The 26,061-nt window shown below is 37.3% G+C and carries 26 protein-coding genes; 2 read left to right on the forward strand and 24 right to left on the reverse strand.

What is annotated here, in order from left to right; genetic code table 11:
- Nucleotides 1-30: 30 nt before the first annotated feature.
- Together IW15_RS03890 and IW15_RS03895 are read right to left on the reverse strand one after the other, a co-directional pair.
- Complete coding sequence (locus tag IW15_RS03890) at nucleotides 31-324, reverse strand: hypothetical protein (protein ID WP_131368484.1); 294 nt, start codon at nucleotides 322-324, stop codon at nucleotides 31-33.
- A gap of 105 nt (nucleotides 325-429) precedes the next feature.
- Nucleotides 430-645 carry a hypothetical protein gene (locus IW15_RS03895; protein WP_034709407.1) on the reverse strand — a complete coding sequence of 72 codons (216 nt, stop codon included), beginning with the start codon at nucleotides 643-645 and terminating at the stop codon, nucleotides 430-432.
- 275 nt (nucleotides 646-920) lie between these two features.
- On the opposite strand from IW15_RS03895, the gene IW15_RS03900 reads away from it, so the two are divergent.
- Nucleotides 921-2,645 (forward strand): helix-turn-helix domain-containing protein, encoded by a 1,725-nt coding sequence (locus IW15_RS03900; protein WP_228384305.1) that lies wholly within the window; start codon nucleotides 921-923, stop codon nucleotides 2,643-2,645.
- On the opposite strand, the gene IW15_RS03905 is transcribed toward IW15_RS03900, so the two are convergent.
- From IW15_RS03905 to IW15_RS03985, 17 genes are all read right to left on the reverse strand, one after another.
- Nucleotides 2,642-3,814 carry a DUF2062 domain-containing protein gene (locus IW15_RS03905; RefSeq protein ID WP_034709409.1) on the reverse strand — a complete coding sequence of 391 codons (1,173 nt, stop codon included), beginning with the start codon at nucleotides 3,812-3,814 and terminating at the stop codon, nucleotides 2,642-2,644. The two genes, IW15_RS03900 and IW15_RS03905, sit on opposite strands and share 4 nt — an antisense overlap.
- 4 nt (nucleotides 3,815-3,818) lie before the next feature.
- Nucleotides 3,819-4,301, reverse strand: coding sequence for a hypothetical protein (locus IW15_RS03910; RefSeq protein WP_034709412.1), 483 nt, complete (start codon nucleotides 4,299-4,301; stop codon nucleotides 3,819-3,821).
- Nucleotides 4,298-4,678 (reverse strand): 3-hydroxyacyl-ACP dehydratase, encoded by a 381-nt coding sequence (locus tag IW15_RS03915; RefSeq protein ID WP_084681359.1) that lies wholly within the window; start codon nucleotides 4,676-4,678, stop codon nucleotides 4,298-4,300. Before IW15_RS03915 ends, IW15_RS03910 begins: the two co-directional genes overlap by 4 nt.
- A gap of 4 nt (nucleotides 4,679-4,682) precedes the next feature.
- On the reverse strand, nucleotides 4,683-5,291 hold the full coding sequence (locus IW15_RS21880) for an outer membrane beta-barrel protein (protein ID WP_051881737.1): 609 nt from the start codon (nucleotides 5,289-5,291) through the stop codon (nucleotides 4,683-4,685).
- A gap of 8 nt (nucleotides 5,292-5,299) precedes the next feature.
- Nucleotides 5,300-5,935, reverse strand: a complete 636-nt coding sequence (locus IW15_RS03925) for a hypothetical protein (protein WP_034709414.1) — start codon at nucleotides 5,933-5,935, stop codon at nucleotides 5,300-5,302.
- On the reverse strand, nucleotides 5,901-6,527 hold the full coding sequence (locus tag IW15_RS03930) for a LolA family protein (RefSeq protein WP_034709416.1): 627 nt from the start codon (nucleotides 6,525-6,527) through the stop codon (nucleotides 5,901-5,903). Before IW15_RS03930 ends, IW15_RS03925 begins: the two co-directional genes overlap by 35 nt.
- On the reverse strand, nucleotides 6,524-7,276 hold the full coding sequence (locus tag IW15_RS03935) for a polysaccharide deacetylase family protein (protein WP_034709417.1): 753 nt from the start codon (nucleotides 7,274-7,276) through the stop codon (nucleotides 6,524-6,526). Before IW15_RS03935 ends, IW15_RS03930 begins: the two co-directional genes overlap by 4 nt.
- 206 nt (nucleotides 7,277-7,482) lie before the next feature.
- The gene (locus IW15_RS03940; protein WP_034709418.1) at nucleotides 7,483-8,544 is read right to left on the reverse strand and encodes a beta-ketoacyl synthase N-terminal-like domain-containing protein; all 1,062 of its coding nucleotides are present in this window, start codon (nucleotides 8,542-8,544) and stop codon (nucleotides 7,483-7,485) included.
- Nucleotides 8,541-9,740, reverse strand: coding sequence for a beta-ketoacyl-[acyl-carrier-protein] synthase family protein (locus tag IW15_RS03945; RefSeq protein ID WP_034709420.1), 1,200 nt, complete (start codon nucleotides 9,738-9,740; stop codon nucleotides 8,541-8,543). Before IW15_RS03945 ends, IW15_RS03940 begins: the two co-directional genes overlap by 4 nt.
- Nucleotides 9,741-9,824: 84 nt before the next feature.
- Nucleotides 9,825-10,082: a phosphopantetheine-binding protein gene (locus IW15_RS03950; protein WP_034709421.1), complete on the reverse strand. Its 258-nt coding sequence runs from the start codon at nucleotides 10,080-10,082 to the stop codon at nucleotides 9,825-9,827.
- Nucleotides 10,083-10,169: 87 nt separating this feature from the next.
- Nucleotides 10,170-10,709, reverse strand: a complete 540-nt coding sequence (locus IW15_RS03955) for a 3-oxoacyl-ACP synthase (RefSeq protein ID WP_117584545.1) — start codon at nucleotides 10,707-10,709, stop codon at nucleotides 10,170-10,172.
- 10 nt (nucleotides 10,710-10,719) lie between these two features.
- Nucleotides 10,720-11,853 (reverse strand): beta-ketoacyl synthase N-terminal-like domain-containing protein, encoded by a 1,134-nt coding sequence (locus tag IW15_RS03960; protein WP_034709422.1) that lies wholly within the window; start codon nucleotides 11,851-11,853, stop codon nucleotides 10,720-10,722.
- Nucleotides 11,850-12,278, reverse strand: a complete 429-nt coding sequence (locus IW15_RS03965; RefSeq protein ID WP_034709423.1) for an acyl-CoA thioesterase — start codon at nucleotides 12,276-12,278, stop codon at nucleotides 11,850-11,852. Before IW15_RS03965 ends, IW15_RS03960 begins: the two co-directional genes overlap by 4 nt.
- 60 nt (nucleotides 12,279-12,338) lie before the next feature.
- Entirely contained in the window at nucleotides 12,339-13,607 is a 1,269-nt protein-coding gene (locus IW15_RS03970) for an ABC transporter permease (protein ID WP_034709424.1), read from the reverse strand.
- A complete protein-coding gene (locus IW15_RS03975) occupies nucleotides 13,594-14,352 on the reverse strand; it encodes an ABC transporter ATP-binding protein (protein WP_034709425.1) in 759 nt (252 codons plus the stop codon). The genes IW15_RS03970 and IW15_RS03975 overlap by 14 nt, the downstream gene beginning before the upstream one ends.
- A gap of 1 nt (nucleotide 14,353) precedes the next feature.
- On the reverse strand, nucleotides 14,354-15,349 hold the full coding sequence (locus IW15_RS03980) for a BtrH N-terminal domain-containing protein (RefSeq protein WP_034709426.1): 996 nt from the start codon (nucleotides 15,347-15,349) through the stop codon (nucleotides 14,354-14,356).
- Between the two features lie 55 nt (nucleotides 15,350-15,404).
- Entirely contained in the window at nucleotides 15,405-15,809 is a 405-nt protein-coding gene (locus IW15_RS03985; RefSeq protein WP_034709428.1) for a hypothetical protein, read from the reverse strand.
- Between the two features lie 275 nt (nucleotides 15,810-16,084).
- On the opposite strand from IW15_RS03985, the gene IW15_RS03990 reads away from it, so the two are divergent.
- Nucleotides 16,085-18,997 carry a M16 family metallopeptidase gene (locus IW15_RS03990; protein WP_051881739.1) on the forward strand — a complete coding sequence of 971 codons (2,913 nt, stop codon included), beginning with the start codon at nucleotides 16,085-16,087 and terminating at the stop codon, nucleotides 18,995-18,997.
- A 349-nt stretch (nucleotides 18,998-19,346) separates the two neighbouring features.
- Here IW15_RS03990 and IW15_RS03995 read toward each other — a convergent pair whose 3' ends face one another.
- Genes IW15_RS03995 through IW15_RS04015 form a run of 5 tightly spaced genes read right to left on the reverse strand, consistent with a single transcriptional unit; the run spans nucleotide 19,347 to nucleotide 25,979 of the window.
- Complete coding sequence (locus IW15_RS03995; protein ID WP_034709430.1) at nucleotides 19,347-19,790, reverse strand: ABC transporter permease; 444 nt, start codon at nucleotides 19,788-19,790, stop codon at nucleotides 19,347-19,349.
- A gap of 5 nt (nucleotides 19,791-19,795) precedes the next feature.
- Complete coding sequence (locus tag IW15_RS04000; protein WP_034709431.1) at nucleotides 19,796-20,227, reverse strand: hypothetical protein; 432 nt, start codon at nucleotides 20,225-20,227, stop codon at nucleotides 19,796-19,798.
- Nucleotides 20,227-21,366 carry a beta-ketoacyl-ACP synthase III gene (locus IW15_RS04005; RefSeq protein ID WP_034709433.1) on the reverse strand — a complete coding sequence of 380 codons (1,140 nt, stop codon included), beginning with the start codon at nucleotides 21,364-21,366 and terminating at the stop codon, nucleotides 20,227-20,229. The genes IW15_RS04000 and IW15_RS04005 overlap by 1 nt, the downstream gene beginning before the upstream one ends.
- A gap of 1 nt (nucleotide 21,367) precedes the next feature.
- Nucleotides 21,368-22,282 carry a hypothetical protein gene (locus tag IW15_RS04010; RefSeq protein ID WP_034709434.1) on the reverse strand — a complete coding sequence of 305 codons (915 nt, stop codon included), beginning with the start codon at nucleotides 22,280-22,282 and terminating at the stop codon, nucleotides 21,368-21,370.
- A 16-nt stretch (nucleotides 22,283-22,298) separates the two neighbouring features.
- Nucleotides 22,299-25,979: an MMPL family transporter gene (locus IW15_RS04015; protein ID WP_034709436.1), complete on the reverse strand. Its 3,681-nt coding sequence runs from the start codon at nucleotides 25,977-25,979 to the stop codon at nucleotides 22,299-22,301.
- Between the last annotated feature and the right edge of the window lie 82 nt (nucleotides 25,980-26,061).

Consider the following 26,061-nt stretch of genomic DNA (forward strand, 5'->3'; position numbering starts at 1 on the left):
GGCACCTTTTACAGTACCCTGTCATAAAAATTATTGATATTTTGCAATAATTACTTTGATTTTGGTCGCAATATTTACATCGTCAGGAAAATTACTAAATCTTACAGTACATTCATTACTGGTAGACTGATAGTCACAAGTAGACCATCCTACAAGGTTTTGGCTCAAAAAGGCAAGGTCCGCAGCTTTTACCGCCTGAGTGTTTTTTACGTGAACAGTTTTGCCTAATACTTCGATAATCTCCGTATTGTTGCTTTTGTTGCTGCTGAAAGACATTAGGGTAATTGCTAGAATCCCTGATGACAGGTAAATGATGTTTTTCATGGTGTTAAATTTTGAAATTAGTTTGGTTTAATACATTTGCCCGAAGGCGTTTATGATGCCTCTGTTTCTATTGCATTGCGCACTGCAACAGGTCAGAAATAATCATTATTTTTTTATTTTCCACTGTTGTCCGTCTTTTACCGGCGGATCTGTGGGGCTGATATGGGCACTGTCTCTGTCTGTGTTTTTGCCCATTCTGTTAGTTGTTTGTGTATCTTTTTTTCCGGTTTGTTCAAAAATAATCTCATCGTTGTCCTGTCTGCAGGCGTTAAGAGATACCATTACGATGGTAATTATACATATTGAGATAAGCTTTTTCATATATTTTAAGATTTAAAAGTTATCCCGGCCAGGTGATGGGTGTTGATTCCGATGTCGAATTTATAGGAAGAATATGGAGATTAAAAACAGTATCTGTCACTATTTAAGAATCAGGACGTCTTAATTTATGAATTAGGACAGCCAAAAAATGGCCTCTAATCATGTGTTAATCAATGTTTACATAAAAACTAATCCATATACTGTGATTTTATATTGTTTTTCGTTATTTTTATTAGATAATATAAAGTTTCTCTTATATGATTGTGAAAAAAACCGTGTATTTGCTTGTTTTATTAATATTTAATATTGCTCATCCACATTCAAAAGACGAAAACAGCTATGAAAAACTAAGAGGGAGGTATGAAAATTATAAAGAAAATGATGAAAGGGCATTTCCATATCTTAACCAATACATCCATAAAGCTAAAGATGAAAGCAACTATCCTATGCTTGTACAGGGATATAAAGACGGGGTTTTTTATTCTTCTTCCAAAGAAAATAAACTTAAATATGCAGACAGTACCAAATGGGTTGCCCATTTATCAGAGGATAAAGATCTTATAAGTACCGCTTATCTGGGAAAGGGAATTGTGTATTATTTTAACTATAAAAAATATAAACCTGCCCTTGATGAATATCTGAAAGCTTATGAATATGCTGAAAAAACCAAAAATGAGTATTTGAAATACAAAATTATCTATCATTTAGGCGTTGTCAAGAGTTATTTAGGATATTATGATGATGCCTTGGCCCACTTTGAAGAATGTATCACCTATTTTCAATCTAAAATAAAACAGAACCTTCATCCCAATGAAGTATTCAATAACAAAAGAGGGTATTTCAATAGCCTTCATCAGATGATCGTATGCTACATCAATATGAAAGATTATCAGAAGGTGGATTCTCTTACATTGGTAGGACTTGATCAGATAGGAACCGCAGATGATTTTCTTCAGGAAAAAAGTTATTTTCTGAAATGCCGGGGTGTTTCCTATTTTCATCAGAAAAAATACAAGGAAGCCATTGAATCTTTGAATGCCTCTTTGCCTAAGATTATCCGTAATGATGATTTTGCGTGGGCTTCAGTGGACTATTTCTACATCGGGAAAAGTTATTTGGGACTTTTGAATGAAAAAATGGGCATCAGCAACTTTAAGAAAGTAGATTCTATTTTCCAGAAACATGAATTCATTCTTCCTGAGCTCCGGGAAAATTATGAATTGCTGATCAATTATTATAAAAAAGAGAATGATCCCAAACAGGAACTCTTTTACACCAAGCAGCTTTTAAAAGCAGACAGCCTGATATCTAAAGACTTCAGCTATCTTTCTTCCAAAATTCATAAAGAATATGATACCAAAACATTACTGAATGAGAAAGAGAAACTGGAAAAAGAAAAATCTTCAGGTATTTTCATCATTAAAAGTTTAGTAGCTGTAATGATTGTCCTGCTGGTTTTATTGTCCATTCGTCTGACAAGAGAAAGGAATATTCAGAAGAAATATAACCTGCTGGAAGAGAAAATCCGGATGCAGCAGGACAACCCGATAGAGGAAATTGCAAATGATACTGCGATACCTGATGAAGTCCCCGAACTGTCCAGGGAGAAGAAACCGGGAATGCCCGAAGGTGTAGTGGATGACATTCTTAAGAAATTAAAGATTTTTGAAGAGAAAAAACTTTTTAACCAGAAAGGATTAACCCTGAATAAACTCGCCTCAAAGCTGGGAACCAATGCCCATTACCTTTCCCAGGTGATCAATGAGTACAAAGGAACCAATTTTAATAAATATTTGGGAGAATTAAGAATCAATTATATTACTCAGCAATTGTACAGCAATAAAGTATATTTAAGCTATACCATAGAAAGTTACGCCGAAGAATGTGGTATTGCTTCCCGGCAGAACTTCTCGGATCTGTTTTATGAGATCAACGGCATCCGGCCGAAAGATTTTATCAGGAAAAGAAAGAATGAACTCGAAAAACTCGAAAGCGTTTAGCTGTTCCCGGGATTGATTTTATTCAAAAACAGATACACCCCAATTCCAGAAAGTGCAGACATTGTGGTTGCCAGAATGCCGCTTCCGATGAGATATTGAAGGAGGTTATTCTTAATCAGGTCAAAATTAAGTTCATGGCTCAGCAAATTACTGTCCCCGTGTACAAAAGGTGCTCCCAGAAATAGTGAGGTGGCAATCACAAAGGGGATAAAAGGCGGAAGACTGACATTCGAAGCTACAAAAGCCAGTACTTTGTTCAGCTTAAAAAGCACCGAGAGGGAAATAACAAGAAGAGTCTGAAATCCCCAGAACGGAGACAATCCGATAAATACTCCCAAAGCGATAGAAAGTGCCTTGGTACGGTTGCTTCCGTCACTTTCCAGGACGTCTTCTTTGATGAACTTTTTAAAACTTTTTTTTCTGAAATTATTGATAAAATTCCGGGGAATAATATACAACAGTGTGATCGTTACCAAAATGGTATTCAGAATACTGATTCTTGTGAAATCTTTGAACGGTCTGAAATGAGAAACCCGTTCCGCAGGATCATACAACACTTTTATGGGGACATTTTTCACGGGAATATGCCGCCATGCTGTTCTTACAATGATTTCAATTTCAAACTCAAATTTTGGAGTAAAATATTTTTTGGGAATTTTATGTAAAGGATATAGCCTGTAACCTGATTGGGTGTCCTCAAGTTTTATTCCGGTTTCAAACCAAAACCAGAAATTAGAAAAACGGTTTCCAAAACTGCTTTTTTTCGGGATGCCGTCCTGCGACATATTTCTGTTGCCAATCAGCAGTACCTCTTCTTTTTCAGTAAGAAGAGCCTCTACAAACACGGGAATGTCATCCGGATAATGCTGGCCGTCGGAATCAATGGTAATTGCGTATGAATAACCAAGTTCTATTGCCTTTCTGAAGCCGGTTTTAAGCCCGTTACCTTTCCCCCTATTCTCAGAAACAGAAAGTACAGCAAGCTGTGGATATTCCTTCAGAATCTGGGGAGTGGAGTCTGTAGAGCCATCATTCACTACGATAATGTTCTGCGTATAAGCCAGTACACCGTCAATCACTCTTCTCAGAGTTTTTTCGTTGTTGTAGGTAGGTATTACAATGCAGATCTTTTGTTCAGAAATGGCATTTTGTACTTCAGGAAGGGTCATGGTTTTATTTTAAGGTCGCTTTCTCAGCTTCCGTCATAGATTTAGACTGGAGGGCAAACCTTTTAATATAATTTTTTAAAGCAGTGCTTTGCTTGCTGTAATTATTCAGAATGAAAGCTTTATCATCTTTTATACTTCCGCGGTAGCCTACAATCATAGGAATGTTTTCCTGAACGCTGAGTCTTATCAGTCTCAGTTCAATAGTATTCGGATTACTTTTGATAATGCTCTCAAGACGGGTAGCACCTGCTTTTACAAACGATTTTCTTTTGCCTTTTTCAGTCGTTATTTTAGCTTCCATGATCTGTGCAGCGGCTTTATATCCTGTCGTTAAAGCATCAGAACCTGTCTGATTTTCAGCGATGGTAATAAAACTCTGGGTGTTGGCATTCGACTGGTTCGCTTTTGCATAGCTGTTTCTCAAAGCCTCTAGATCAGACTGAAAGAAAAGAATAAAAGCGGTTACTAAAGAAAAGATCAGTTTCATGAGGTCAATTTTTTATAGTGTACAGACATTTTTAATGCAATTGTCTCGCCAAATGAAGTGGTGTTCTTTACTTTAACTTCGTTTTCACTAGCATTGATATCCAACTGTAGTTTCAGATCAGGAGTTTCAAAAGGATTGATGATCGCCATAAACTTTACATTCGATGCCGATTGTAAAAATAACTTTGAAGAGGTAAATTCTTCGGTAAGTTCTTTAACGATTTGCATCATACAAACACCTGGCGTTACCGGATTTCCCGGAAAATGACCTTTGAAAATATCGTGGTCTTTATTCAGCGTGATGTAGGCCGTGAAATTTCCGTTTTCTGCCTGTTCGTATGATTCTAAAGTATAAAAGTCTGTAAGAATGGTTTGCATAATCTTATTTTTTCATAGTAAAGGTATAATAAATTCCTGCCTGGAAAAGGAGATTGGTATGATCTTCACTCGTCGTTTTTATTTGAGAAATCAAGCCTTTTTTAAATCTTGCTTCAACGCCAAAATTTTTGGTGATATCATAACCTGCTCCGACTAAAACTCCAAGATCGGTACTTTTTTTATTATACGGGTCAAAATTTTTGTCGGCAATTAAAAAATCTATGCTTACTCCTGCATGCACATTCAATTTATTAAAGTAAAATTTGTTCACCGCCTGAAACGACAGATAGGAAAGTTCAGATTTAACCTCCTGATAGCTGGTCTTCATGATGGTTCCTTGTCTGGAATAATTTATTTCCGGCTGTAAAGCATAGAGTTTAGAGAAGCGGATGGTACCGAAAGCACCGATATAAAAATCTGTAATATAGCTTGTTTGCACGCGTTCTTCATTTGCCCAATATTCATCACTGGCTTCAAATAAATTATAAAATCCACCATCGGATTCTGTAAATTTTGCAAAATTAACTCCGGTTCTGATTCCGGGACTAAAAGTGACCTGAGCAAATGACAAACTTGCCAGTAAAGCAAACAGTAAAAGTGCCGTTTTTTTCATGTTAAATGTTATTCAGTTTCGGTTATTTGGTATAGTTTTATGTTAATCTTAAAATCTTTGTGCTGCAGATTCAGACTGTCCGCGAAGATATGTTTTTTTGCTGCAAATGTAAAATCGATTTTTTCCTTATTATTTTTCGTATAAATGATTTGATTGAGTAAGTCATTCTCTTTATTAAAGAAAAGATAGTATGTTTTTTTATCAAGCTTTGAAAGGTAAATATTGGATTCTTTGTTTTCAAAACGGCTGTTCACCGGATATTCCTTTCTCAGCAGATGTTGGAAATCATTTTTTAAAAAATTGATGACTATTTTTTTATCCAGATCCGGCAGTACATAATTCAGTTTGAAATTATGCTCGGAAATCTCAAAATCAATCAGTTTATTCCCGAAATCAGACGTTAAAACAACGCGGTGCGTTGTATCATTGATCTTTTTGACGATTAAAATCCCGCTGACATGGTTGTTGTAAATATCCATCTGGCACTTATAGACATAATCTTCGGCGGATGAAAAATAAAGATTTTCAACCGTCTTCTCTGTACCTGAAACTGGCTGAGCATTCACAAGCTTATAGGTTTTGCAGGATCCCAGTAACAGGATAATAATGCTATAAAGAAAACTCTGAAGCAGGAATCGGCGCATTGATCTTCGTGTTTTTGAATAGAATGTTGGTAGTGTCTCCGGAAGCTTCTGTCATATTCACCTGGGAAACCGTTGTTTCATTTTTAGGAAAATGAAGTTCGATCTGTTTGATGTATTTTAACAATTGAGCAGATTTTGGGATGAACTTCGCAATGTTGTAATTCCCGTTCTTGAAGTACGTCACGGTGAATTCAGGATCATTAAACATTTTCCCGTTAGAGCTGCCTACGATCAGTTTATTGATCTTCTCAAACGTTTTGCTTTTGGCATCTACAGAAGATTTTTTTCCCTGATCATTAATGAAAATTTTATTGTCTTTAAAAACAATACTGTATTGATAAGGTTTTATATACTTCCAGCTCAGCATATTCGGAGATTTTAAAGACATTTTGCCATAAGTGACAATATTTTTGTCCAGAAAATCCATTTTTTTAGTTTGGGTAAAATCACTTTGCAGCGTTTTAATCTGCTGAGTTTCTGAAGATATTCTGGTAACGAAAGCTTTGGCTTCGGCTCCGGTCATTGCGGTGTTTTGAGCAAAAAAGAAGCCTGAAACTAATAAAAATGCTCCAAAAGCAATATTTTTAATCATTTTTTCTTTGATTTTATAATGGAATCGATAGTAAAAGCTGAATACTTTTTATTCTTCAAAAATACTAATAAATCTCCCAAAACGCGATACGTCTTTTCTGAAGTGTCATGAAGAAGAATAATGTTTCCCGGTTTCATTGTTTGAGTGATTCTCCTGTAAATTTTTTTCTCATCATCAGTTATCGTGTCCAGAGAACGGACATTCCAGCCGATACTTTTTTTACCGGTCTTTGCAATGGCTTTTGCAATGTTCGGATTCGTTACGCCAAAAGGAGGTCTGTAAAGATCTGTCACGATGTTTCCAACGCTGTACATTATTTCATCACATTTCTGAATTTCTTCAACCATTTTTGAAGTTGATAAAAAACCGGTTGAGTTCGAGTGAGAAAGCGTATGGTTTCCTATGGTATGACCTTCGACAATGATTCTTTTAAAGGTGTCCGGATATTTTTCGATCTGTTTTCCAATACAGAAAAAGGTGGCTTTTATTTGATTTTCTTTAAGCAGATCTAGAAATTGAGGAGTGTATTCCGTCGGTCCGTCATCGAAAGTTAAAGCGACTTCTTTAATCTTCGTTCTTTTGTGGGTAATGCTGTTGACAAAATATCCCAGCTCAATAGTAAAAGATCCCCAAACGACTACTGCGGAAAGAAGTATGAAACAGAATAGATAAACCCAGAATGTTCCGTGAAACGCATAAGTGAATACGTTGCAGAACAGATAGAACAGGATAAACAGATAGTGTTTCATCTTTATTATTTTAAGGGTATAGCTTGTAAATCGTTCATATTTCATTCAGAACGAAACGGAGTGTAGTGAAGAATCTGATCTTACTATTCTTACCAGCTTAATCCCAAACTTACTATTTTAATTTCAATTATAATATTGAGAGATTTCTCCTACGTCGAAATGACAGTGATAGCGTATTTTTTTTTTACTGAGTTATATTGTATTTCCTACACCTTTTCCAACAAAACCAAGCTATGGTCACTTCCCAATAAATGGTTATACAGAAGGACATTTTTAATCGTGTCTTTTTTCACGGTATTGATCATCATCGCTTCCGGAATCTGCTGGTCTTTAAGAATATGGCTGGCCATAAACATAGAAAAACCACTTGCCGTATTGAATTCTCCACTCAGATGTTTGTAATACAGTAGGGCAGAATCAGGGAAAAGATCCATTGTTTCCGTATAATACTTATCAGATGTAGCATCACCACTGAAACCTAAAATGACCACATCAACCTCCCCGAAGGTAAGATTGTTTTTCGCTAAAAACTTTCCGATATACTGTTGAACTTCATTCAGTTCCACCGTATTGCTGATTTGGATGTCTTTAAGCTGTGCATAGGAACTTTCTGTTTTGTTTTTTCCCAGTACAAAGAAGCTTGAGCCTTCTCCCCAGATAACGCCGTCTGTTTTTGACTGTAAAAGATCAACCGGAAGGTCTTCCGGTTTTTTAATGGTATTGTTTAAACAATAAAGCTGCATGGTTCTCTCGGTCTGTTCGTCTGTAGAACCTACCAATACGTTTTCTGCTTCGTCATCATTGATCTGAAGTTTAGCATCCAGCATAGAGAATTCCAGTGAAGATGAAGTATTTACATATGTGAAATTGTAGGCATGGCACTGCAGACCTAAAGCAATCTGGCCGGCAACGGTATTATGGGTGGATTGAATAAAATAGGTAGGTGTCAGAAACTCCTCGTTATTATCAATCACATTTTTTAAAAACTTTTCAGAATCCTGGGAACACCCCATTCCTGTTCCTACAATAATGGCATCCGGCTGTTCAATGCCTGCTTCTTTCAAAGCATACTGAGAGGCTACGGAGCTCATTTTTACGGTTTTAGACATTCTTCTGCTCATCGCAGGAGGAATGAATTCTTTATAATTGGGTTCAACAGCTTTTAAGATCTGGATATCATACCGAGTGGTAAGCCCTTGCAGGAAATTTTCATGTAAAGTGTCCTGAACTGAAATACAGGCTGCACTGTTGATGTAAACGGTACTCATGATTTTGAGAAAATTAATGTTGAACAGTTTCCTCCAAATCCAAATGAATTAGAGAGGACATGATTGATGGATTTTTCCTTCAGTTCGGTAACGGGAGTCAGATCAAATTCTGCCATCTTCGTTTTAAAATTCAGATTCGGGAAGATCAGGCTGTTCTGCATGGCAAGAATGGAATATACAGCTTCAATTCCGGCGGCGGCTGCAAGTGTGTGACCTGTAAATGCTTTTGTAGAGCTGAATTCAGGAACCTTATTTTCTCCAAAAATCCTGATCATCGCAATTCCTTCCGATAGATCGTTATTAGGGGTAGCAGTTCCGTGAACATTAATATAATCAATCTCTTCTTTTGAAAGTCCTGATATTTTCAATGCCTGTTCCATGGCCAGATAGGCACCCTGTCCGTTTTCGGAAGAAGCCGTCTGGTGGTGAGCATCATTGGCGTTTCCATATCCGGAAAGGTAAGCAAGGACTTTTTTATTTTCTTTTTGTACGATTTCTTCAGACTCAAGCACCAAAAAAGCAGCAGCTTCGCCTAAATTCAATCCTTTTCTGTCGTTATCGAAAGGGGTATTATAAGAATCGGTAAGGATCATCAGCGTATTGAATCCGTTCAATGTAAATTTTGAAAGAGAATCTGTACCCCCAACAATCACACGGTCCAATACTCCGTTTTTAATAAGCTTGGCGCCCATCATAATGGCATTGGCTGCTGATGAACAAGCGGTACTGATGGTAGAAACCATACCTTTAAGCCCTAACAGTTCAGCAATCGCCAGTGAGCAACTTCCTGCATCATGAGCGTCAATATATTTTTGCTTTTCAGGAAAGTCTTCATAGGAGTAGAAATACTTTTCAGTGATATCCATTCCGCCTACGCTAGTGGAAGATATCAGACCAGTTCTGTATTCATTAATATCAGAAATTCCGGCACTTTCTACAGCTTCCCGGGCGGCCATCATTCCTAATAAAGAAGTTCTTGTTACATGATTGTCTTCACTTAACTGAAGCTTTTGTACCAATTCTTCATTAGATAATTTTATTTCACCCGTTTTAATGTTTCCGGCATGTCGGGTTTCAAACAGTTCAATATCTGAAATACCATGTTTTCCGGATTGTAATGAAATAAGATTTTCCTCTACATTGTTACCAATGGAGGATATGATGCCCATTCCTGTAATGGCAATTTTTTGACTCATTTTTATGCAAAATTTACCAGTGTATCAATATAGCAGTTTACCCATCATTGCTGGACTGTTATATTGTTAAATCGGTATATTAATTTATTTTGTTCTGTTAGCTTCGATGAAGTTGGCCATCGTATCAATAGACTGGAAAATATCCTTTCCTTTTTTAGGATCAGCTAATTTTATTCCATAATCTTTATCAAGAAGCACGATCAGTTCAAGAGCGTCAATAGAATCTAATCCTAGTCCGCCACCGAATAACGGATCTGAATCGTTGATCTCTTCAATAGATACGTCTTCAAGATTAAGAACGTCAATAATTTTGTGCTTCAATTCGGTTTTTAAATTTTCCATAAATATTCATTAATTTAACAAGGTAATAATGTAGCGGTTAACCCATTAAGATTATTACATTGTTATACTGTTATAATTGTTACATTTTTATAAGGTCAGCAAATATACAAAAGCTTTGTAACTTTCCTGATATAGTTCTGTCCAGCCGCATAAGACTTTTTCAGCTTTTCCGGATTCCAGAATCTGCCGGGAATAATCGTCTAAAAATTCTTCATCAAATTCATCTAAAACAAAAAAAGCATTCTCTGTCTGCATCTGATGTTTAATGCTGATCTCACCGATACATATATTCGGTAAGGTATACACGAAAACGGCAGGGCTCGGGAAGTAATTTTCCTGAGAATTAATACTTTCCTGATATTTAAAGTCGGTATCCAGACTTGAAGATCTGTTCGCAAACACTAAAGCTGTTCTGCTGTGATCATCTTCTTGTAAAAGAGTTTCTGCTGCCAGAAAAGCAAGCTTGCTCAGATGATCCATTTTGTGAAACTTCGGATAATTGAGATGAAGACTTTTATAGGCCTCCTTGGCAAAATCTGAAAAGAGTTCAGCCTGGCTTTCAAAAATAACCTCATCATTAACGATGATTTTTGAATGTTCTATGGTACAGCTATTGATTTTTTTCATGAATTCTACGTTAGCATTTTTCCAGTACAATGGCTGCATTGCATCCTCCGAAACCGGAAGCGGTTTTCAGAATATAATTGATTTCGGCCGTTTGATTTTCTGTAATAATATTCAAAGGCTGCGAAACACCCATTTCTTTAAAGTTTTTCGAGGGAAGTAACATATTGTGTAAAGCACTTTCCATCGAAATAATACTTTCTAACAGTCCTGATGCTCCCAAAGAATGGCCATAAAAGGCTTTCAAACTGTTCAGAGGAACATACTGGAGCTCCATTCTGTTGAAAGCAATGGCTTCCATTTCATCATTATACAGCGTGGCTGTTCCATGAGCGGAAATAAAATTGATTTGTTCCGGGGAAACATGAGCTTCGGTCATTGCGTTTTTAATGCTTGCATACAATCCGTCTCCGGTTCTGGAAGGCCCGGATATATGATTGGCATCATTAACCGCGGAGTCACCGAGTATTTTAAACCTGAATTTTTCGTTTTCAGAAGGATGAGAGGTGATGTATGCAGCAGCAGCAGCTTCCCCAATATTAATTCCGTTGCGGTTTTTATCGTAAGGTTGACAAGGTTCGCTTCCAATCGCCTGAAAGGAATTGAATCCTGAGATTACGAATTCTGAAAGTTCATCTCCTGCTACGACAAAGGCATCTTTATATCTTCCGGCCTGGATCATATTCTTGGCAACGGCAATCGCCATTACTCCGGAAACACAGGCATTGGAGACCACAATCGGTTTTGTGGTGAATCCAAAAAAATCAGCAATTTTTTGTGCTAACCGGGAAAGATACACTCCTTCCGGCAGCGTGGTCTGGTTTTTCAACAGACTGATATTACCTTTTGTAGTCGATAAAATAAAAGCCGTGTCTTCCGAGATTGTATGTTTTTGAATTAAGGGTTTCAGGGATAACAGGAACATCTTTTCTAATCTCGTGAAATCCTGACGGTCGAAATTTCGGTTAAATTCCTCTTCCAGTTTTTTATCATCAATGGCTGAAGCATAAAAAACGTCCAGATTTTCGATGATCTTATGTTTTGCCACTCCTGATTTTCCCTGAAGCAATGCATCCCAGTTGGAAGATACATCAAATCCTAACGGGGTAACACAGTTGTGGTCTGTAATATAAACTTCTCGTTTCATGATAAACCCATTTTATCTTTCCATGCCTGAAAAAACTCAGGATTATATAGGCATAAACTGCCGTTGCTGTCTAAGAATACCTGAATGGTCTCTCCGCTGCATACCAATTGATCATCCTGATTGAAAAGTTCATATCTGTAAATTAATTTGGCAGAAGCTGAGTTTACAAAAGTGGTGACCACTCTGAATGTTTCTCCGTATCGTAAAGGAAGAAAATGTTCGCACGTACTTTTTACAATAGGGGTTACATATCCTGCGTTTTGGATATCAAGATAGGTGAGAGCATGCTCTCGTCCAAAAGCTTCTCTTCCGTCTTCAAAGTATACAATATAATGGCCGTGCCAAACGATTCCTAATGGATCCGTTTCATTGAACCGTACTCTTACTTCTTCGGTACAGGTTAGTATTTTCTCTTTAGACTGCATTTTTTGTTCTCTTCTGAGATTTTTTATTGTTTTTAATGTACATCGTAGTCTTGAGACCAGTTATACACTATGGATTTTTCTTTCGTAAAAAATAGAAATAGTGACCATCGCAAGGTAGAATAAAAATAAGAAGGTCAATTCTTTGGCTATTCCTGCAATCCCACTGTTTCTTAAAATAATATCATAATAAGCGTTCAGCCCCCAGTTCATCGGGGAGAACTTGGCAATCGTCTGCATAAATTCAGGCATTAAAAAAACCGGAACCCAGATTCCGCCAATGGCTGCTAGAACCACTACAGATGTTGCGCCAAAAGGAGCCGACTGTTCCTGTGTATCTGCAAGAGTTCCCAGCAGAACACCAAAACCGATCGCTGCTAATCCTGCAAAGACGGTAACTATAAGCAAATGGAACATTTTGCCTGTAACATCAAACTGAGGAAGATCCATGTACGGGAACAGATAAATTCCCACGGCAACCATCAATAAAAACTGAATGATACAGATGATAAGATAGGTAAACGTTTTTCCTAAAATATGAACATAATACGGCGTCGGACTTATTCTTGCCCTCACACTGGTTCCCTGGCTTTTTTCTTTCACTAAATTGATAGAAAGCGGAACCACAATAAAAAATATTGCGAAAAGTGCCCATGCCGGAACATTATGCTGTACAGAGTTGGGCATAATTTCTGCGGGTCCTTTTTTAGGGGTGATTTCTTTAAAGCTGATCAGGTTTTTATTTTCTTCAAGATTTTCTGTAGTTCCCAGCTGATCCTGAAAAGCTTTGTAGATCTTCTTGTTTTCAATTTCAAAAACCATTTTGTTGACGGAATTCATCACAGAGTTCTTGAATCCTGCATTGGTGGCAGGGTCAAAATACAAATGAATCTCTTTGGCTCTTGGTGCTGTTTTTTTGGTGGCAGCAGAATCTGCTTCTATTCCAAATGAGCTTACAATGGTCTGTACCTTGGAATCGATATTTGAATTCAGGTCTTTCGTGAGGTTTTCAGGAATGACGATCGCCATTTGATATTCTCCGGAGAAAACCGCTTTTTGGGCCGATGCTTCGGTATATTGGGTCATCAGCTGGAACGTTTTACTGCCCTCCAGCTCTTTTTTGATACTTTTAGAGACTTCAGACTGGTCTTTATCAATGAAAATAATCGGAATCTTTGAGCCTTCCAGATTTTTGAACGTGGAGTCCTGAATCAGCGTAATCGTGATGATCAGCAGCAAGGGCATCACAAAAATAATGACGATCCCTCCGATATCTCTTTTCAGCAAAAGTATTTCCTTAATAAAACTCCGCCACAATTTATACAACAACATCTCTTAATTCTTTTCCGGTTAATGAAATGAAAACATCTTCTAGGTTTTCTGCATGGGCGATTTGGGCAACCAGCTCTTCCGGTGTTCCCACCGCATGGATTCTGCCTTTATCAATAATGGCAATCTTAGTACAGAATTCTTCTGCTTCAGAAAGGTGGTGGGAGGTGTAAATGATGCATGTTCCGTTTTTATTAAGTTCCTGGAGGAAATCAATAATGACTTTTTTAGACTGTACATCTACTCCTACCGTGGGTTCGTCCAGAAAAAGGACCTTCGGGTTATGAAGGGTTCCGGCAATGAGGTTGCATCGTCGCTTCATCCCGCCTGAAAACTGTTCTACCTTTTTATCAGTAAATTTTGACAGTCCCATAGTTTCTAATGACTCGTCAATCGCTTTGCTGAGGTGCTTATGCTTTAACCCATACAGGCTTCCAAAAAACATGAGATTTTCTTTTGCGGTAAGGGTAGGATAAAGAGCATATTCCTGTGGAACGATTCCGATGATCTGTTTCAGTTTAAAGCTGTCTTTCTGAGGCGATAATCCATTGATTGTAAACTGTCCTGAAGTAGGTTTTATCAATCCTGAAAGCATGGAAATCAAAGTGGTTTTTCCGGCTCCGTTGGGTCCAAGAATTCCGTAGATGTCATTTTTTTCGATATTCAGCGAAATGTCGTTGACTGAAAAGTCTTCAGAATTTTTGTACTTTTTATATAGATTTTTGATCTCAATCATATTCTTCGCCATATTAGATCGCTTTTCGTAGTTTTTTATAGAAAGCTTCTTCCAGATCTGCAATATGAAGCATTGATTTTGAAAGCTCCTGATAAATATTGCTTTTCGAATTTCTGTTTTTATAAACACGGGCGATATCTACTGCAAAATCCCTCCAAAGATCTCCAATAGCGGTAATTTCCTTAGATAATTCTCTTAATTGATCGTTTTTCAGAATATCAGCAGCTTCCTGTAGAAAAGCTCCATAGATAAACCTAAACCCGCCGCCGCCGGTCCCGATTTCTTCCTGCATCCTGATCAGCTGTCCCAGGTAGTGATTGGTTACTTTCGTGCCTTTTTTCTCAGCCCATTTTGGAATGCTCTTCGCTACCCATCTCATTGCTTTTACCCCGATAAGAGGAACGGGAGCCAGCATATTTTTACAGGTATCTTTGATCCCTTTTTTAATAGCTTCTTTAAGATCTACTTCATCCGGAATATAAATAGGATAGTACATGTGGCCTTTGGGAGGAAGTGCTCCTTTAGCATAGCGTACTTTTTCCAGTTCGGCTTCGGACAGGGAAGTGACGTAATCCATCACAGGATCACTGATCAGAAATCTTCCGTCTTCTTTTCCGTAGACCACCAGGTTGTGGGCGTTGAAGTGGAATTTATATTCTTCAGGGAAATAAGTAAGGTTAAAAACCCCTACCTGTAGCCCTGTAGGTATATTGTGTTCTAAGTTTCTTTCTAATGCCAGCTGGGCATCTTTAGGACTTGAGAATTTTTCTCTTTTAATTTTAATTCCTAATCTTTTGGCCGCTTTACTGAAAATAGCACCAGGCATCGGGCGATAGCTGAAACCAGGCGCAAAATTGACTTTTAAGAAAGGGAGGTACACAAAAAACAGTCCGGAACCGATTCCGAAGATCATCGGCTCACTGAGTTTGAGACCTTTATTGATTAGTAGGTTAGAGGCAACACCGTTTTCGCAATGTGCAGTCTGATGGTGTTCAAAATTAAGTTTCATTCGTAACTTGTTATTTTTTCCTTAGTCTGATGGAAGAAAGCACTGTAATGCTTGATTATTTTCCGTCAAAGTTTTTTAATTCATCTACTGAAATACCAAATGCATCGGCATATTTTTTCAGGACAGATTCGCTTAGTGTCTTAAATACTTTTGGTTTTGCATGCCTTTTTACTCTCCACTGCCACATTCCGACATAGGATGAAAGCACGCCCAAATCCATTTTATTCAGTTCCATGAAATAAATAATAGGACTTGCAATATGGTCTGCAACGTTTTGTCTGGCCTCCTGGATTCTTTCATTGATAAGATCCAGGGATTCATTCAATGCTAATTTCTTAGCTTCCCAGCCTACGCTGTTGGCTGTCGTATAGTTGTCATTTTCATCAGTGACATACAGAACCTCAGTCATATTGGCTGATTTCAGGTTGCTTTCGTCTTGTGGAAGATCCTGTTTTTTCATCTGAATAGTATATTTTTAAATTCCAAATGAATGTTTTTCATCTGTTTTTATGATTATTATAATCAGGTGGCTAAAATAGTGAAAATACATTATATGTAAATCACATAGAATCTACTGATATGATAATATGAATTTTATTTAGTAAAACATAAAAAAGTATGAATATTTTTTTGAAGAGACAATCATTCATTACCCTTCGAACGATCTGTAACAAGTAGATGCCTAAGTAAGACTCATCTATTATCATTAAATATGGATTTAACTAAAATAATATTATGAAGAAAGTTTTTATTTCTGTTTCGCTCTTTTGTATGCTGAGCGTAATGGCTCAGAAATTTGACACACAAAAGCTGACGGATACTCAGGGATACACCTATGAAACGGTGAAAAATGACCAGTCTGGAGTACGGGTGTATACCTTGAAGAATGGATTAAAAGTATACCTGGCTAAAAATGATGATGCCCCAAGAATACAGACCTATATCCCTGTAAGAACTGGTTCAAATAATGATCCAAGCGAAAATACCGGATTGGCTCACTACCTGGAGCATATGGTTTTCAAAGGAACATCACACTTGGGAACTCAGGATTGGGCAAAAGAAAAAGTGCTTCTTCAGCAGATCTCAGATCTTTATGAGCAACACAAAGCTGAAAAAGATCCGGCAAAAAAGAAAGATCTTTATAAAAAGATAGACGAGGTTTCTCAGCAAGCATCTAAATATGCGATTGCCAATGAATATGACAAAGCGATTTCTTCATTGGGTGCTACAGGAACCAATGCACACACCTGGTTAGACGAAACCGTGTATAAAAATAACATTCCGTCCAATGAACTTGAAAAATGGCTGAAAGTAGAAAAGGAGCGTTTTTCAGAATTGGTACTTCGTCTTTTCCATACTGAACTGGAAGCGGTATACGAAGAGTATAACAGAGCACAAGATAATGATGGCCGTCTTGTAAATTATGCAATGATGGAAGCTCTTTTCCCAAAACATCCAAACGGGCAGCAAACTACTATCGGTACTTCTGAGCATCTGAAAAGTCCTTCTATGGTAGCCATCCATAAATATTTTGACACGTATTATGTACCTAATAATATGGCGGTTGTATTGGTAGGTGATCTGGATTTTGATAAAACCATTAAAATGGTAGATCAATATTTCGGAAGTTTCAAATATAAAGAGCTTCCGATGAAAAAAATGGTGACAGAAGAACCGATGACAAAGGTGGTTACAAGAACGGTAAAAAGTCCTTCAACCCCAAGGTTAAGTTTAGCGTGGAGAACGGATTCTAACGGAACTCAGGAGGCAAGGTTAGCCGATGTGGTCGCTGAAATTCTAAGCAATAGCGGTGATGCGGGTTTAATTGACCTTAATATCAATCAAAAACAAAAAGCATTAGGAGCAGGAGCTTACGAGTCGCCTTTCAAAATGTACGGTTCTTTTAACTTAACGATTACTCCAAAAGAAGGACAGAGCTTTGATGAAGCTAAAAGACTGTTGCTGGATCAGATAGATCTTGTGAAAAAAGGACAGTTCCCGGACTGGATGCTGAAAGCAATCGTTAATGACAAAAAGGTTCAGCGCATGAAAATGTGGGAAACAGCAGACGGGCTGGCTACTACGTTATATGGAACTTACATCAATGGATTAACGTGGGAGCAGGAACTGGACGAGATCAATCAGTATGAAAAAATTAAAAAAGCAGATGTTGTACAATTTGCCAATGAGTTTTTCAAGGATAATTATGTTGCCGTTTATAAGGAAAAAGGAGTGAATGACAAACTTGTTCGTGTAGAAAACCCGGGCATTACGCCTATCAAACTGAACAGAGAAGCACAGTCTCCTTTCCTTAAGGATATCTTAGCTACTAAAGCTTCTGAGATTAAGCCTGAATTTATCGATTATAAAGCAGCCATCGCTACTTCTCAGATCAAAGATAAGAAAGTAAGTTTTGTAGAGAACAAGTATAATGAGGTTGCTCAGGTGAATTATATTTTCCCTTTCGGAACAGACAATGATAAGGAATTATCTTTAGGGGTAACGGTTTTACAATATCTGGGAACAGACAAGTACAGTCCGGAACAGCTGAAAGAAGAGTTTTATAAGTTGGGAATTTCTAATAACTTCAGAGCATCAAATGATCAGACGGTAATTACATTAAGCGGGCTGGAAAGCAATATGCAGAAAGGAGTAGAGCTAATGAATCATTGGTTAAATAACGTAAAAGCCGATAAAGCCATTTATGATCAAACGGTAAAAACTATTCTGGAATCAAGAGAAGTGGCTAAAAAGGATAAAACCAGAATTATGGCGGCTCTGAGCAATTATGCGAAATATGGAAAAGATTCCAGAATGACGGATATCATTTCTAAAGAACGTTTACAGAATATTAATGTTGCTGAACTGATGTCAAAAATTAAAACATTGAATCAATATCCTTACGAAGTTTTCTTGTACGGAAAAGATCAGAAGTCTCTGGAAAAAGCAGTTAAGCCATATATTGTGAATACAAGCCTGCAGGCTGCGAAAGCGAAGGTATATGCTGAACCAGCTACAGAAGGAAAGGTGTATTTCACCAATTACGACATGGTGCAGATGGAAATGTCTAAAATCGCAAAAGGAAGTAACGTGAATTTAGGCAACTTTGGAAAAGCGAATGTTTTCAATGAATATTTTGGACGTGGATTATCTTCTATTGTATTCCAGGAGATCAGAGAAAGTAAGTCTCTGGCCTATTCTGCGTACGTGTCTTATGCCAACGCTACAGAAAAAGACCACCCGAATTATGTGACCAACTACATCGGAACACAGTCTAATAAGCTGCCGTTAGCCGTTAATGCAATGAATGATCTGATGGCACAGCTGCCTCAGATTCCTGCGCAGTTTGAAAACTCTAAAGGTTCTGTGCTGAAGCAGATCGCCTCTAACAGGATCAACAGAACGAATATTTTCTACAGTCAGTTATCACTTAAAAAACTGGGTGTTGATTATGATATCAGAAAAGATGTTTATTCAGAAATACAGGGGCTGACATTACCTCAGCTTACCGGTTTCTATGATACAGAAGTAAAACCATTGAAATATAACACCGCCATCATCGGGAAAAGAGAAAACCTGAATATGGAATCTATTAACAAAATGGGTGAGTTCAAAGAAATATCGCTGGAAGAAATCTTCGGATACTAATTCCTTTGATTACTATTATAACGAAAGTGGGGCAGCAATGTCTCACTTTTTGTTTTTATAAGTAATTTGATGATGTAGATTAAGGCCCCAGATGCTCTCGCAAATTGAAGGGATTATGCAGATTTTTTTAATATTGGCATTAGTATAATCTGCTCAATCAGCTTGATTAGCGAGAAATAAAAAATTACAATTTTAAAGTATTCGAAAAACTTCTAGAATTTTACAAACTCCAATTTTGTAACTCTATCCTTTTCATAACATCTGTGCAAATTTGTGTAATCAGTGGTAAAAAGAAAACAAAAAAAGCTGCACGAAACCGCACAGCCTTTGATATTTCAATTGAATTTTTCTACGACTTTACTTCCTGAATAAACAGATTGATTTCAGCACGGATCAGTAATTCATCCTTATTAAAGGTTTCACAATAGATATTGCATATATTTTCATACATAGAGATCAGTGATGCCTTTGAAATGATGGTGTCACCTACTTTCGGTAAAGAAAAAACCTCAATCTTTTTGATATTGGTAATAAAGCCGATCACTTTGGTATCTGCTTCAGGATTCTCAAAGAAACTTTGTCCCAGAATAGAAGAGCAGGTTTGGGCAAGGTTTTCAATTAAACCGGCCTCCACAAACTCATTATTATGAACAAAGATATTGTCTTCAAGTATAGTAAAGGAAGTCACAACTTTTTCTTTGGTCAATTCCAGAATATAATCAGCCATCAGCATAGGATTGCGATGGGGTAAGAACTGATGGATATTGATGAGGTTGTTTTCCTTGGTTTCCATGTTATTTATTTTACAACAGTTTTCATTTCGGATCTTGCGATTACTTGATCATTCAGAGTGGTAACAGCATTGACAAGCGTTACTCCCATTACTTCATTAAGAATGGTAACTTCGGTTTTCAAGTGATCTCCCACTTTCGGAAGCGCCTCGGCCTCAAAAGATTTGATTGCACCAATATATCCTGTCGGAGCTTCTTTTCCTAACAGGTAATATTTGTAGCCAGTATGGAGTGCTACACTCTGTGCCTGATGCTCAATAAGGCCTGATGCCTGAAAAGTGCCGTCCAGAATAAAGATATTGTCTCCCTTTATCTCAAATCCTGAAACCAGATGGCTCTCGGAATAGTCTGAAATCTCGTGTACCATGACAAAAGGAAACCTTTGTGGAATAAGGCTTTCCACAAATTTCTGGTCAGAGGTTGGCAGTCTGTTCTCCATTAGCAAACTGTTAGTAAGGCACAAGAATAAGCAAATCTTCCACTTTCAGGAACACAAAGAAGGATTTTTTCTCCTTTTTTCAGCTTACCTGAATTCATTAACTCCTCAAGAGCGATAAAAATAGATCCAGCACCAACGTTTCCTACTTCAGAAAGGTTATAGAACCACTTTTCCCAAGGGAAATCTAATCCTACCTTAGCGAATTCATCTTTTAACCCTTCTTTAAAGTAACCTGAAGAAATGTGGGCTAAAACATGATCGACAGATTCCGGATCAAGATTGTGTTTGTCAAAAGAAGACCTTAAACTTTCGGCTCCTTTCACCAAAATATATTTATCTAAAATTTTCGTGTCCTGTTTTAATGCAAAAATAGACTGCTTCAGCCACTCGTCAGAAGGATAGTCAGCCCATGATTGTAAGCTTCCGTCTTCCTGTTTTTCGCATCCTGCATACATGCATGCTTCGATTTCGTGAGCATACGAATAGAAATCAATAAAGTCTATTTTTAAAGAAATGCTATTTTCTCTGGGTTTATTTTCCAGTAAGAAAGCCCCTGCTCCATCAGAAAGCATCCATCTCAGGAACTCTCTTTTGAAAGCAACGATTGGTCTTTCTTCCAACTGCTTTAAATTTTCTGCTTCATGATTGAATTTATCAGCAGTCATCCAGGAAGACATTCTTTCTGAACCTGCACATACTGCCGCTTCATGTACTCCGGCTCTTACAGCAAGGAAACCGTAGTTCAGGGCATTCATCCCTGAGTTACAAAGACCTGTTGCTGTATTAATTTCTATAGATCTGCCAATGTTGAGCTCACCATGAACCATAGAAGAGTGTGACGGCTGAATCTGATCTGCAGAAGTAGTTCCACAAGACAGTAATTTCATATCACTTTTTGTGAAATTTTCGTCAAAAAGTCCCTCAATAGCTTTCGCTGTAAGTTGTGCATTGGAGTGGGTAGGTTTTCCCTGTTTGTCTAGAGCGTAATATCTCGTGGTGATTTTGTTGTTTCTTAAAATCAGAGATCTCGCTTTGGAAGGAACTCCGTTAATTAAACCAAGATAAGTCTCCATTTCATCATTAGATACCGGCTCATTGGGTAAGTATGTTGATGATTTTGTTATAAATACGTCGTACATTCTATTTTAAATTAATTCCTTGTAAATACTCTTTTTGTTTTTTTCTTTTAAACCAAAATATAGGGGTGGTAAGTAGGTGTAAAACTAAAACGATAGGTGATATAATCCATATCGCAGCCATCAAATATACCTTAAAGAATTTTATCAGCAATGGGCGTTTCTCTTTTTTCTTGATAATGAGGTTGGACCAGACCGTGAAAATTTTGTTTCCTACTTTCTCTACTCTTACCAGGAACGGTCTTATTTCAATCGCTCCGTTTTTCACCAGTTCAGGCTGTAAACCAGATAGATCATTACCACTGAAATGCTTTTCAATAATGGTTCCGTATTTCCCTGCACCTGATATTTCTTCATCAGAAATTCCTGCTGCGGGAAGCATTCCTGATTTTTCTTTCTGCCCGGTAGTAAGCCAGCGTAAAATAGTCAGAACACTGGTATAATTGTCATGTCTGTCTACTAAAGCGATATTTCCTACCAATGTTGCACCTAAATTCTTCAGATGTACCTTCAGCTTTTCCTGAGAAAGCATCCACATATTTCGTGTTCCGGAAATGGTCACTACTTGAGAACCCTTCAGAAGAGTTTCTGCATAGCTGCTTTTCAGAAATGAAATGATCGGGATAGACGGCGTCAAATACCATACCTGATATCCAAACAGAATAAGATCATATTTCTTGTTCAGTACATCTGCTGCCGGAGGAAAAATCTCTTTGGGAATCTGCAGATAAGATTCAGGAAATGTATTAAAAAAAACATCACCTGGCCATGGAAAAGGAAAATCTTCCTTAAGCTTGATATTATAGTACGTGACATCGTATTCCTCCTTTTTGTTTTCAAAAGGTTGGGCGATATTTTTCACAATATCTTCCAGCTGTCCGGTTTGTGAGTAATAGATGACAAGGATATTTTTTTTCATTGATTTTCTTTATCGGTTACAAAAATATGCTTTTCAGATTTATTGAGTGTTTTTTGAATATTTTTATTGCTTCTGATTGATGTTCTTTATAATATTCTTTGTTTTCAAAATTTACATTTTTAATATTCATGAAAATTACAGTATCCGGAAAGCTTAATAAAGCATTTATATCAAAATTTTCATCAGACACGAGTAGAACATCTATCTTTTTGGTGATCTCCGAAACGTCCTGTATATAGTGTATCTTTCTCCTCCTGATCACATAACTTTGGATAGCAACTGCTCTTTTTTCCTCATTATGAATGAAACTGAATATTTTTCTGCCTGCCTGGTAAAGACTAAGCAAAACATCCTTTTGTCCGAAATCATCAGCGATATGAAGGATTGATGCATCTTTCGGGATATGTTTGTTCAATTCAAAATATACAGACTTATGTGCATTGAAGTCAGCTTTTACTTCATTCACCACCTCATTTTCTTTATAGAGAAAGCTTAACAATAATTTCTTCTTAAAATAATCTTCATTTTCGATCTCATTTCTTAAGGCTGCAAATTCATTTCTAAAGTAAGCATTGATCTTTTTCGTCCTTTCAGAATAATTGGTCCCAAACTGCATATCATCTTTACTGATTCTTTCGCCCACTTTTACGGTAATACTTCCATCATAAATAATGAAATCTCCTTTTGGCAGAACTTCAGAATTACCATGAATATACAACGGTAAAATATCCAGACCAAACTGTTCCGCAAGATAGAAAGCTCCTTTGTGAAATCTCTTTACATCATTGGTGTAAGAACGTTCAGCTTCAGGAAAAACCACCAGCGAATATCCCTGTGCGATTTTTTCCTTTAAAGGGTCAATTCCGTTTTCAATACCCTGAGAAACCGGATAGAAGCCCAATGCTTTTACCAGTCTTCCAAAAACAGGAGAATCATAGACCCAGTCATTCACTAAGTATATAATTTTATGCGTAGCCATCGCAATGGCTAAGGTATCCAGAAAAGAAGTGTGATTGGCAATGATCACAGCTGGCTTACTGAAATCTTCTTTGGCATTTTTAATGACTCTTTTCTTTACAAATGGATTCGTAAAAAGGACAGAAGTTAAAAACCGTGCTAAAATTATTTTGATAAAGTCTAACGTTTTCCCTTTTGAATTTCTCACGAAGAAACTTCCGAACACCGAGAAAAACAATCCTCCCAGCCCGTAATATAAGAAGGAAAGAACCGAATGTAGGAAGAGTCTGAAAGTGATAGGAGAAAGTCCTTTCTTTGCTCTGTTGATGATTAAAAACCTAAACCAGAAAGGATATAATGTCGAGGTAATGATGATAACGGAAAACATTCCGATCAACGCAACCAGTGCCAGCGAATGTAATGCCGGGTGCTTAGCAAAAATTAAAGATCCAATCGAAAGAATTGTTGTGAATACAGCCAGAATAATAGATGTTCTGTAAGTTGGAAGCTCATTTTTCCCAGTGGTATGCTCTTTTTGCATTGCCTGGGTAAGAAAAATACTGAAATCATCTCCTACCCCAAATACGAGTGTACACACCACCGTACTGAAAATATTAAGCTCTAAGCCTAAGAAATATAATATTCCTGCCGTTACTACCCCGGTTAACACAATAGGAAACATGGTGAGAAGCGTCAGTTCAAAATTCCTGAAGAATACAATAATGGTAAGAACGATAGCCAATAGTGAATAATTGATCAGGGTACTGAAATCTCTTTTCAGCAAGCCTAAAAAATTTTCATTCATCTGCTGACGGTCAATGGCCAAAGCATCGTGCTTCTTTTCCACATCTTTAATAAAAGCATCTCTTTTCTTTTCGTCCACCTTCACCACATTGGAAACCGTATAGAATCCTTTTTCACTGCTTAAAAATTCAGAAACCTGCAGGGCTTTTACCTTTTCGTAATCCTTTAAGCTTAAAATAAGGTAGTCTTTATTTAAATTTTCATTGAAATTTTCAAATGCAGAACGGTTGAAACCGAACTTATTACCATTCGTAACCAGTTCGGATAAGGTCTGCTGTTTTTTGGCACGGTTCCAGAATTTTTGCCAGATTTCAATTCTCTTGTGCTGGTCTTTTTCAGATAAAACAACATTCCCCAGGGAATTATAGCTTAAAATTTTACCGTCTTTCTTCTCTTTTTCCAGGAAACTGCTCAGCTGAGAATTTCTGGTGAGGGCTTCTTCTTCAGAATTCCCGTAAGAAATCGTATAAATTGATTTTGAGGTGATGTCCGACAATTTTTCCAGTTTCGCCTCACTTATTTTTAAATCTTTAGGAATATAATTCAGGTCTCCGATATCTTCATTAAAGCCCACATGTCTGAAACCGAACAGGCAGGCGATAATAACCACCGAACAGCCAATGATAAGAGGCTTGTTTTTTTCGTAAGGATAAGATCCGATGGCATCGATAAAATTGGTACTCAGCTTTCCTTCTTTCTTTTTCGGATGGTACAGCTGCGGTACGATGATCAACGCTGAAATGGAAGATAAAAATACAGTAATGGATGCAAACAGACCGAGATCTTTCAGTGCTTCTGAACGGACAAAAATCAGACATAGGAATGAAACTGCCGTAGTGGCACTGCTCAGGATAATCGGCTGTGTGATTTCCTTGTAAAGCTCTTCAATATTATTGTTGTGCTTATAGTGGGTCAGAATGTGTAAGGCGTAGTCAATCGTTATTCCAATCAGGATAGCTCCCACACTTAAAGAGATGGCCGAAATTTTATCTTTAATAAAATATAAGATCATTAAAGCCAGCAGCACCGAAAAAACGGTGGGCAGGAAAACAATGATAGGGGTAAACACATTTCTGAAATAATAAATCAACAGGATAAGAAGCACGGTCATGGAGATAATCACGGTATTCTGGATGTCCTTTTTGATCTGCTGTGCGTTGGCAACAGCAATCACCGGCGACCCGAAATAGCTCAATTCTGTTTTCCCTTTGAATTGTTTGTTGATATTTTCTTTTATCGTGTTCAGCTGGTCAACAAAAGCTTCATTTTTCTTGGTATCGTTGCTCTTGTTTTTAGGATCAATGAAAAGCAGGAGATTTTTTCCGTCTTTGGTAACGATATAATTATCTTCAAGCTTAAAATCCTTGCTGATATTGAGCGCGTTGAGTTTTTTGATTCCTAAAAAAGTAATTCCCAGCGGATCTTTTTTTGTAAAATCTTTGGTTACCAGGCTAGTAGGTGAAACTAATGATATGTAGTTGCTTTCTACCTGTTTGGCGATGCTGTCCTTCTGAAGTTTCCTTTCAATTTCCTGATAATCCTTTTCATCTAAAAATAAAGGGAGGTTTTGGTTGACGAAATCAAAGGTTTCTGAGATTTCATGATCATTGATTTTTCCCTGTACTGAGCCTATATATTGATGTAGAGGTTCTATTTTCTGTAAAAAAGTATCCGCGGTTTCAGACAGCTGGAAGTTGTCTTCCTTAGATTGGTTTTCAATGATCACAATGATCTTGTCCGAAAAATTCAGCTGTTTAAGAACTTTTGCAGTGAGATCAGATTTTTCGCTTTTCGGAATAATCTGGTTGATATCCTCCTCAAAATTGATTTTTGAGGCGAAAAATCCGCATAAAACGGCAAATCCTACTGCAAGTATTACAGAAAGGACTTTGTTTTTTGAAATCTGGTAGTATAAAAATATAAAAGCGCGATGCATTACATGGTAAAATCAAGTCTGCAAATTTAATTTTTTAAGCATTAGGTTAACAAGTTTTAACAAAGAAGTTTTATCTGAAAAT

Origin of the sequence: Chryseobacterium soli (genome assembly GCF_000737705.1) — a bacterium.
Classification (GTDB): Bacteria; Bacteroidota; Bacteroidia; order Flavobacteriales; family Weeksellaceae; genus Chryseobacterium; species Chryseobacterium soli.

What these genes read in the sequence shown, in the direction of transcription:
- IW15_RS03925 (WP_034709414.1), bottom strand. Translation starts at nt 5,935, where the DNA reads ATGCGCCGATTCCTGCTTCAGAGTTTTCTTTATAGCATTATTATCCTG.
- IW15_RS03980 (WP_034709426.1), bottom strand. Translation starts at nt 15,349, where the DNA reads ATGAAACTTAATTTTGAACACCATCAGACTGCACATTGCGAAAACGGT.
- IW15_RS03935 (WP_034709417.1), bottom strand. Translation starts at nt 7,276, where the DNA reads ATGAAACACTATCTGTTTATCCTGTTCTATCTGTTCTGCAACGTATTC.
- IW15_RS03990 (WP_051881739.1), top strand. Translation starts at nt 16,085, where the DNA reads ATGAAGAAAGTTTTTATTTCTGTTTCGCTCTTTTGTATGCTGAGCGTA.
- IW15_RS03940 (WP_034709418.1), bottom strand. Translation starts at nt 8,544, where the DNA reads ATGAGTACCGTTTACATCAACAGTGCAGCCTGTATTTCAGTTCAGGAC.
- IW15_RS03975 (WP_034709425.1), bottom strand. Translation starts at nt 14,352, where the DNA reads ATGGCGAAGAATATGATTGAGATCAAAAATCTATATAAAAAGTACAAA.
- IW15_RS03965 (WP_034709423.1), bottom strand. Translation starts at nt 12,278, where the DNA reads ATGCAGTCTAAAGAGAAAATACTAACCTGTACCGAAGAAGTAAGAGTA.
- IW15_RS04000 (WP_034709431.1), bottom strand. Translation starts at nt 20,227, where the DNA reads ATGGAGAACAGACTGCCAACCTCTGACCAGAAATTTGTGGAAAGCCTT.
- IW15_RS03910 (WP_034709412.1), bottom strand. Translation starts at nt 4,301, where the DNA reads ATGAAACTGATCTTTTCTTTAGTAACCGCTTTTATTCTTTTCTTTCAG.
- IW15_RS03915 (WP_084681359.1), bottom strand. Translation starts at nt 4,678, where the DNA reads ATGCAAACCATTCTTACAGACTTTTATACTTTAGAATCATACGAACAG.
- IW15_RS03970 (WP_034709424.1), bottom strand. Translation starts at nt 13,607, where the DNA reads ATGTTGTTGTATAAATTGTGGCGGAGTTTTATTAAGGAAATACTTTTG.
- IW15_RS03955 (WP_117584545.1), bottom strand. Translation starts at nt 10,709, where the DNA reads ATGAAAAAAATCAATAGCTGTACCATAGAACATTCAAAAATCATCGTT.
- IW15_RS04010 (WP_034709434.1), bottom strand. Translation starts at nt 22,282, where the DNA reads ATGAAAAAAAATATCCTTGTCATCTATTACTCACAAACCGGACAGCTG.
- IW15_RS03985 (WP_034709428.1), bottom strand. Translation starts at nt 15,809, where the DNA reads ATGAAAAAACAGGATCTTCCACAAGACGAAAGCAACCTGAAATCAGCC.
- IW15_RS03960 (WP_034709422.1), bottom strand. Translation starts at nt 11,853, where the DNA reads ATGAAACGAGAAGTTTATATTACAGACCACAACTGTGTTACCCCGTTA.
- IW15_RS04015 (WP_034709436.1), bottom strand. Translation starts at nt 25,979, where the DNA reads ATGCATCGCGCTTTTATATTTTTATACTACCAGATTTCAAAAAACAAA.
- IW15_RS03995 (WP_034709430.1), bottom strand. Translation starts at nt 19,790, where the DNA reads ATGGAAACCAAGGAAAACAACCTCATCAATATCCATCAGTTCTTACCC.
- IW15_RS03890 (WP_131368484.1), bottom strand. Translation starts at nt 324, where the DNA reads ATGAAAAACATCATTTACCTGTCATCAGGGATTCTAGCAATTACCCTA.
- IW15_RS03945 (WP_034709420.1), bottom strand. Translation starts at nt 9,740, where the DNA reads ATGAGTCAAAAAATTGCCATTACAGGAATGGGCATCATATCCTCCATT.
- IW15_RS04005 (WP_034709433.1), bottom strand. Translation starts at nt 21,366, where the DNA reads ATGTACGACGTATTTATAACAAAATCATCAACATACTTACCCAATGAG.
- IW15_RS03950 (WP_034709421.1), bottom strand. Translation starts at nt 10,082, where the DNA reads ATGGAAAATTTAAAAACCGAATTGAAGCACAAAATTATTGACGTTCTT.
- IW15_RS03930 (WP_034709416.1), bottom strand. Translation starts at nt 6,527, where the DNA reads ATGATTAAAAATATTGCTTTTGGAGCATTTTTATTAGTTTCAGGCTTC.
- IW15_RS03905 (WP_034709409.1), bottom strand. Translation starts at nt 3,814, where the DNA reads ATGACCCTTCCTGAAGTACAAAATGCCATTTCTGAACAAAAGATCTGC.
- IW15_RS21880 (WP_051881737.1), bottom strand. Translation starts at nt 5,291, where the DNA reads ATGAAAAAAACGGCACTTTTACTGTTTGCTTTACTGGCAAGTTTGTCA.
- IW15_RS03895 (WP_034709407.1), bottom strand. Translation starts at nt 645, where the DNA reads ATGAAAAAGCTTATCTCAATATGTATAATTACCATCGTAATGGTATCT.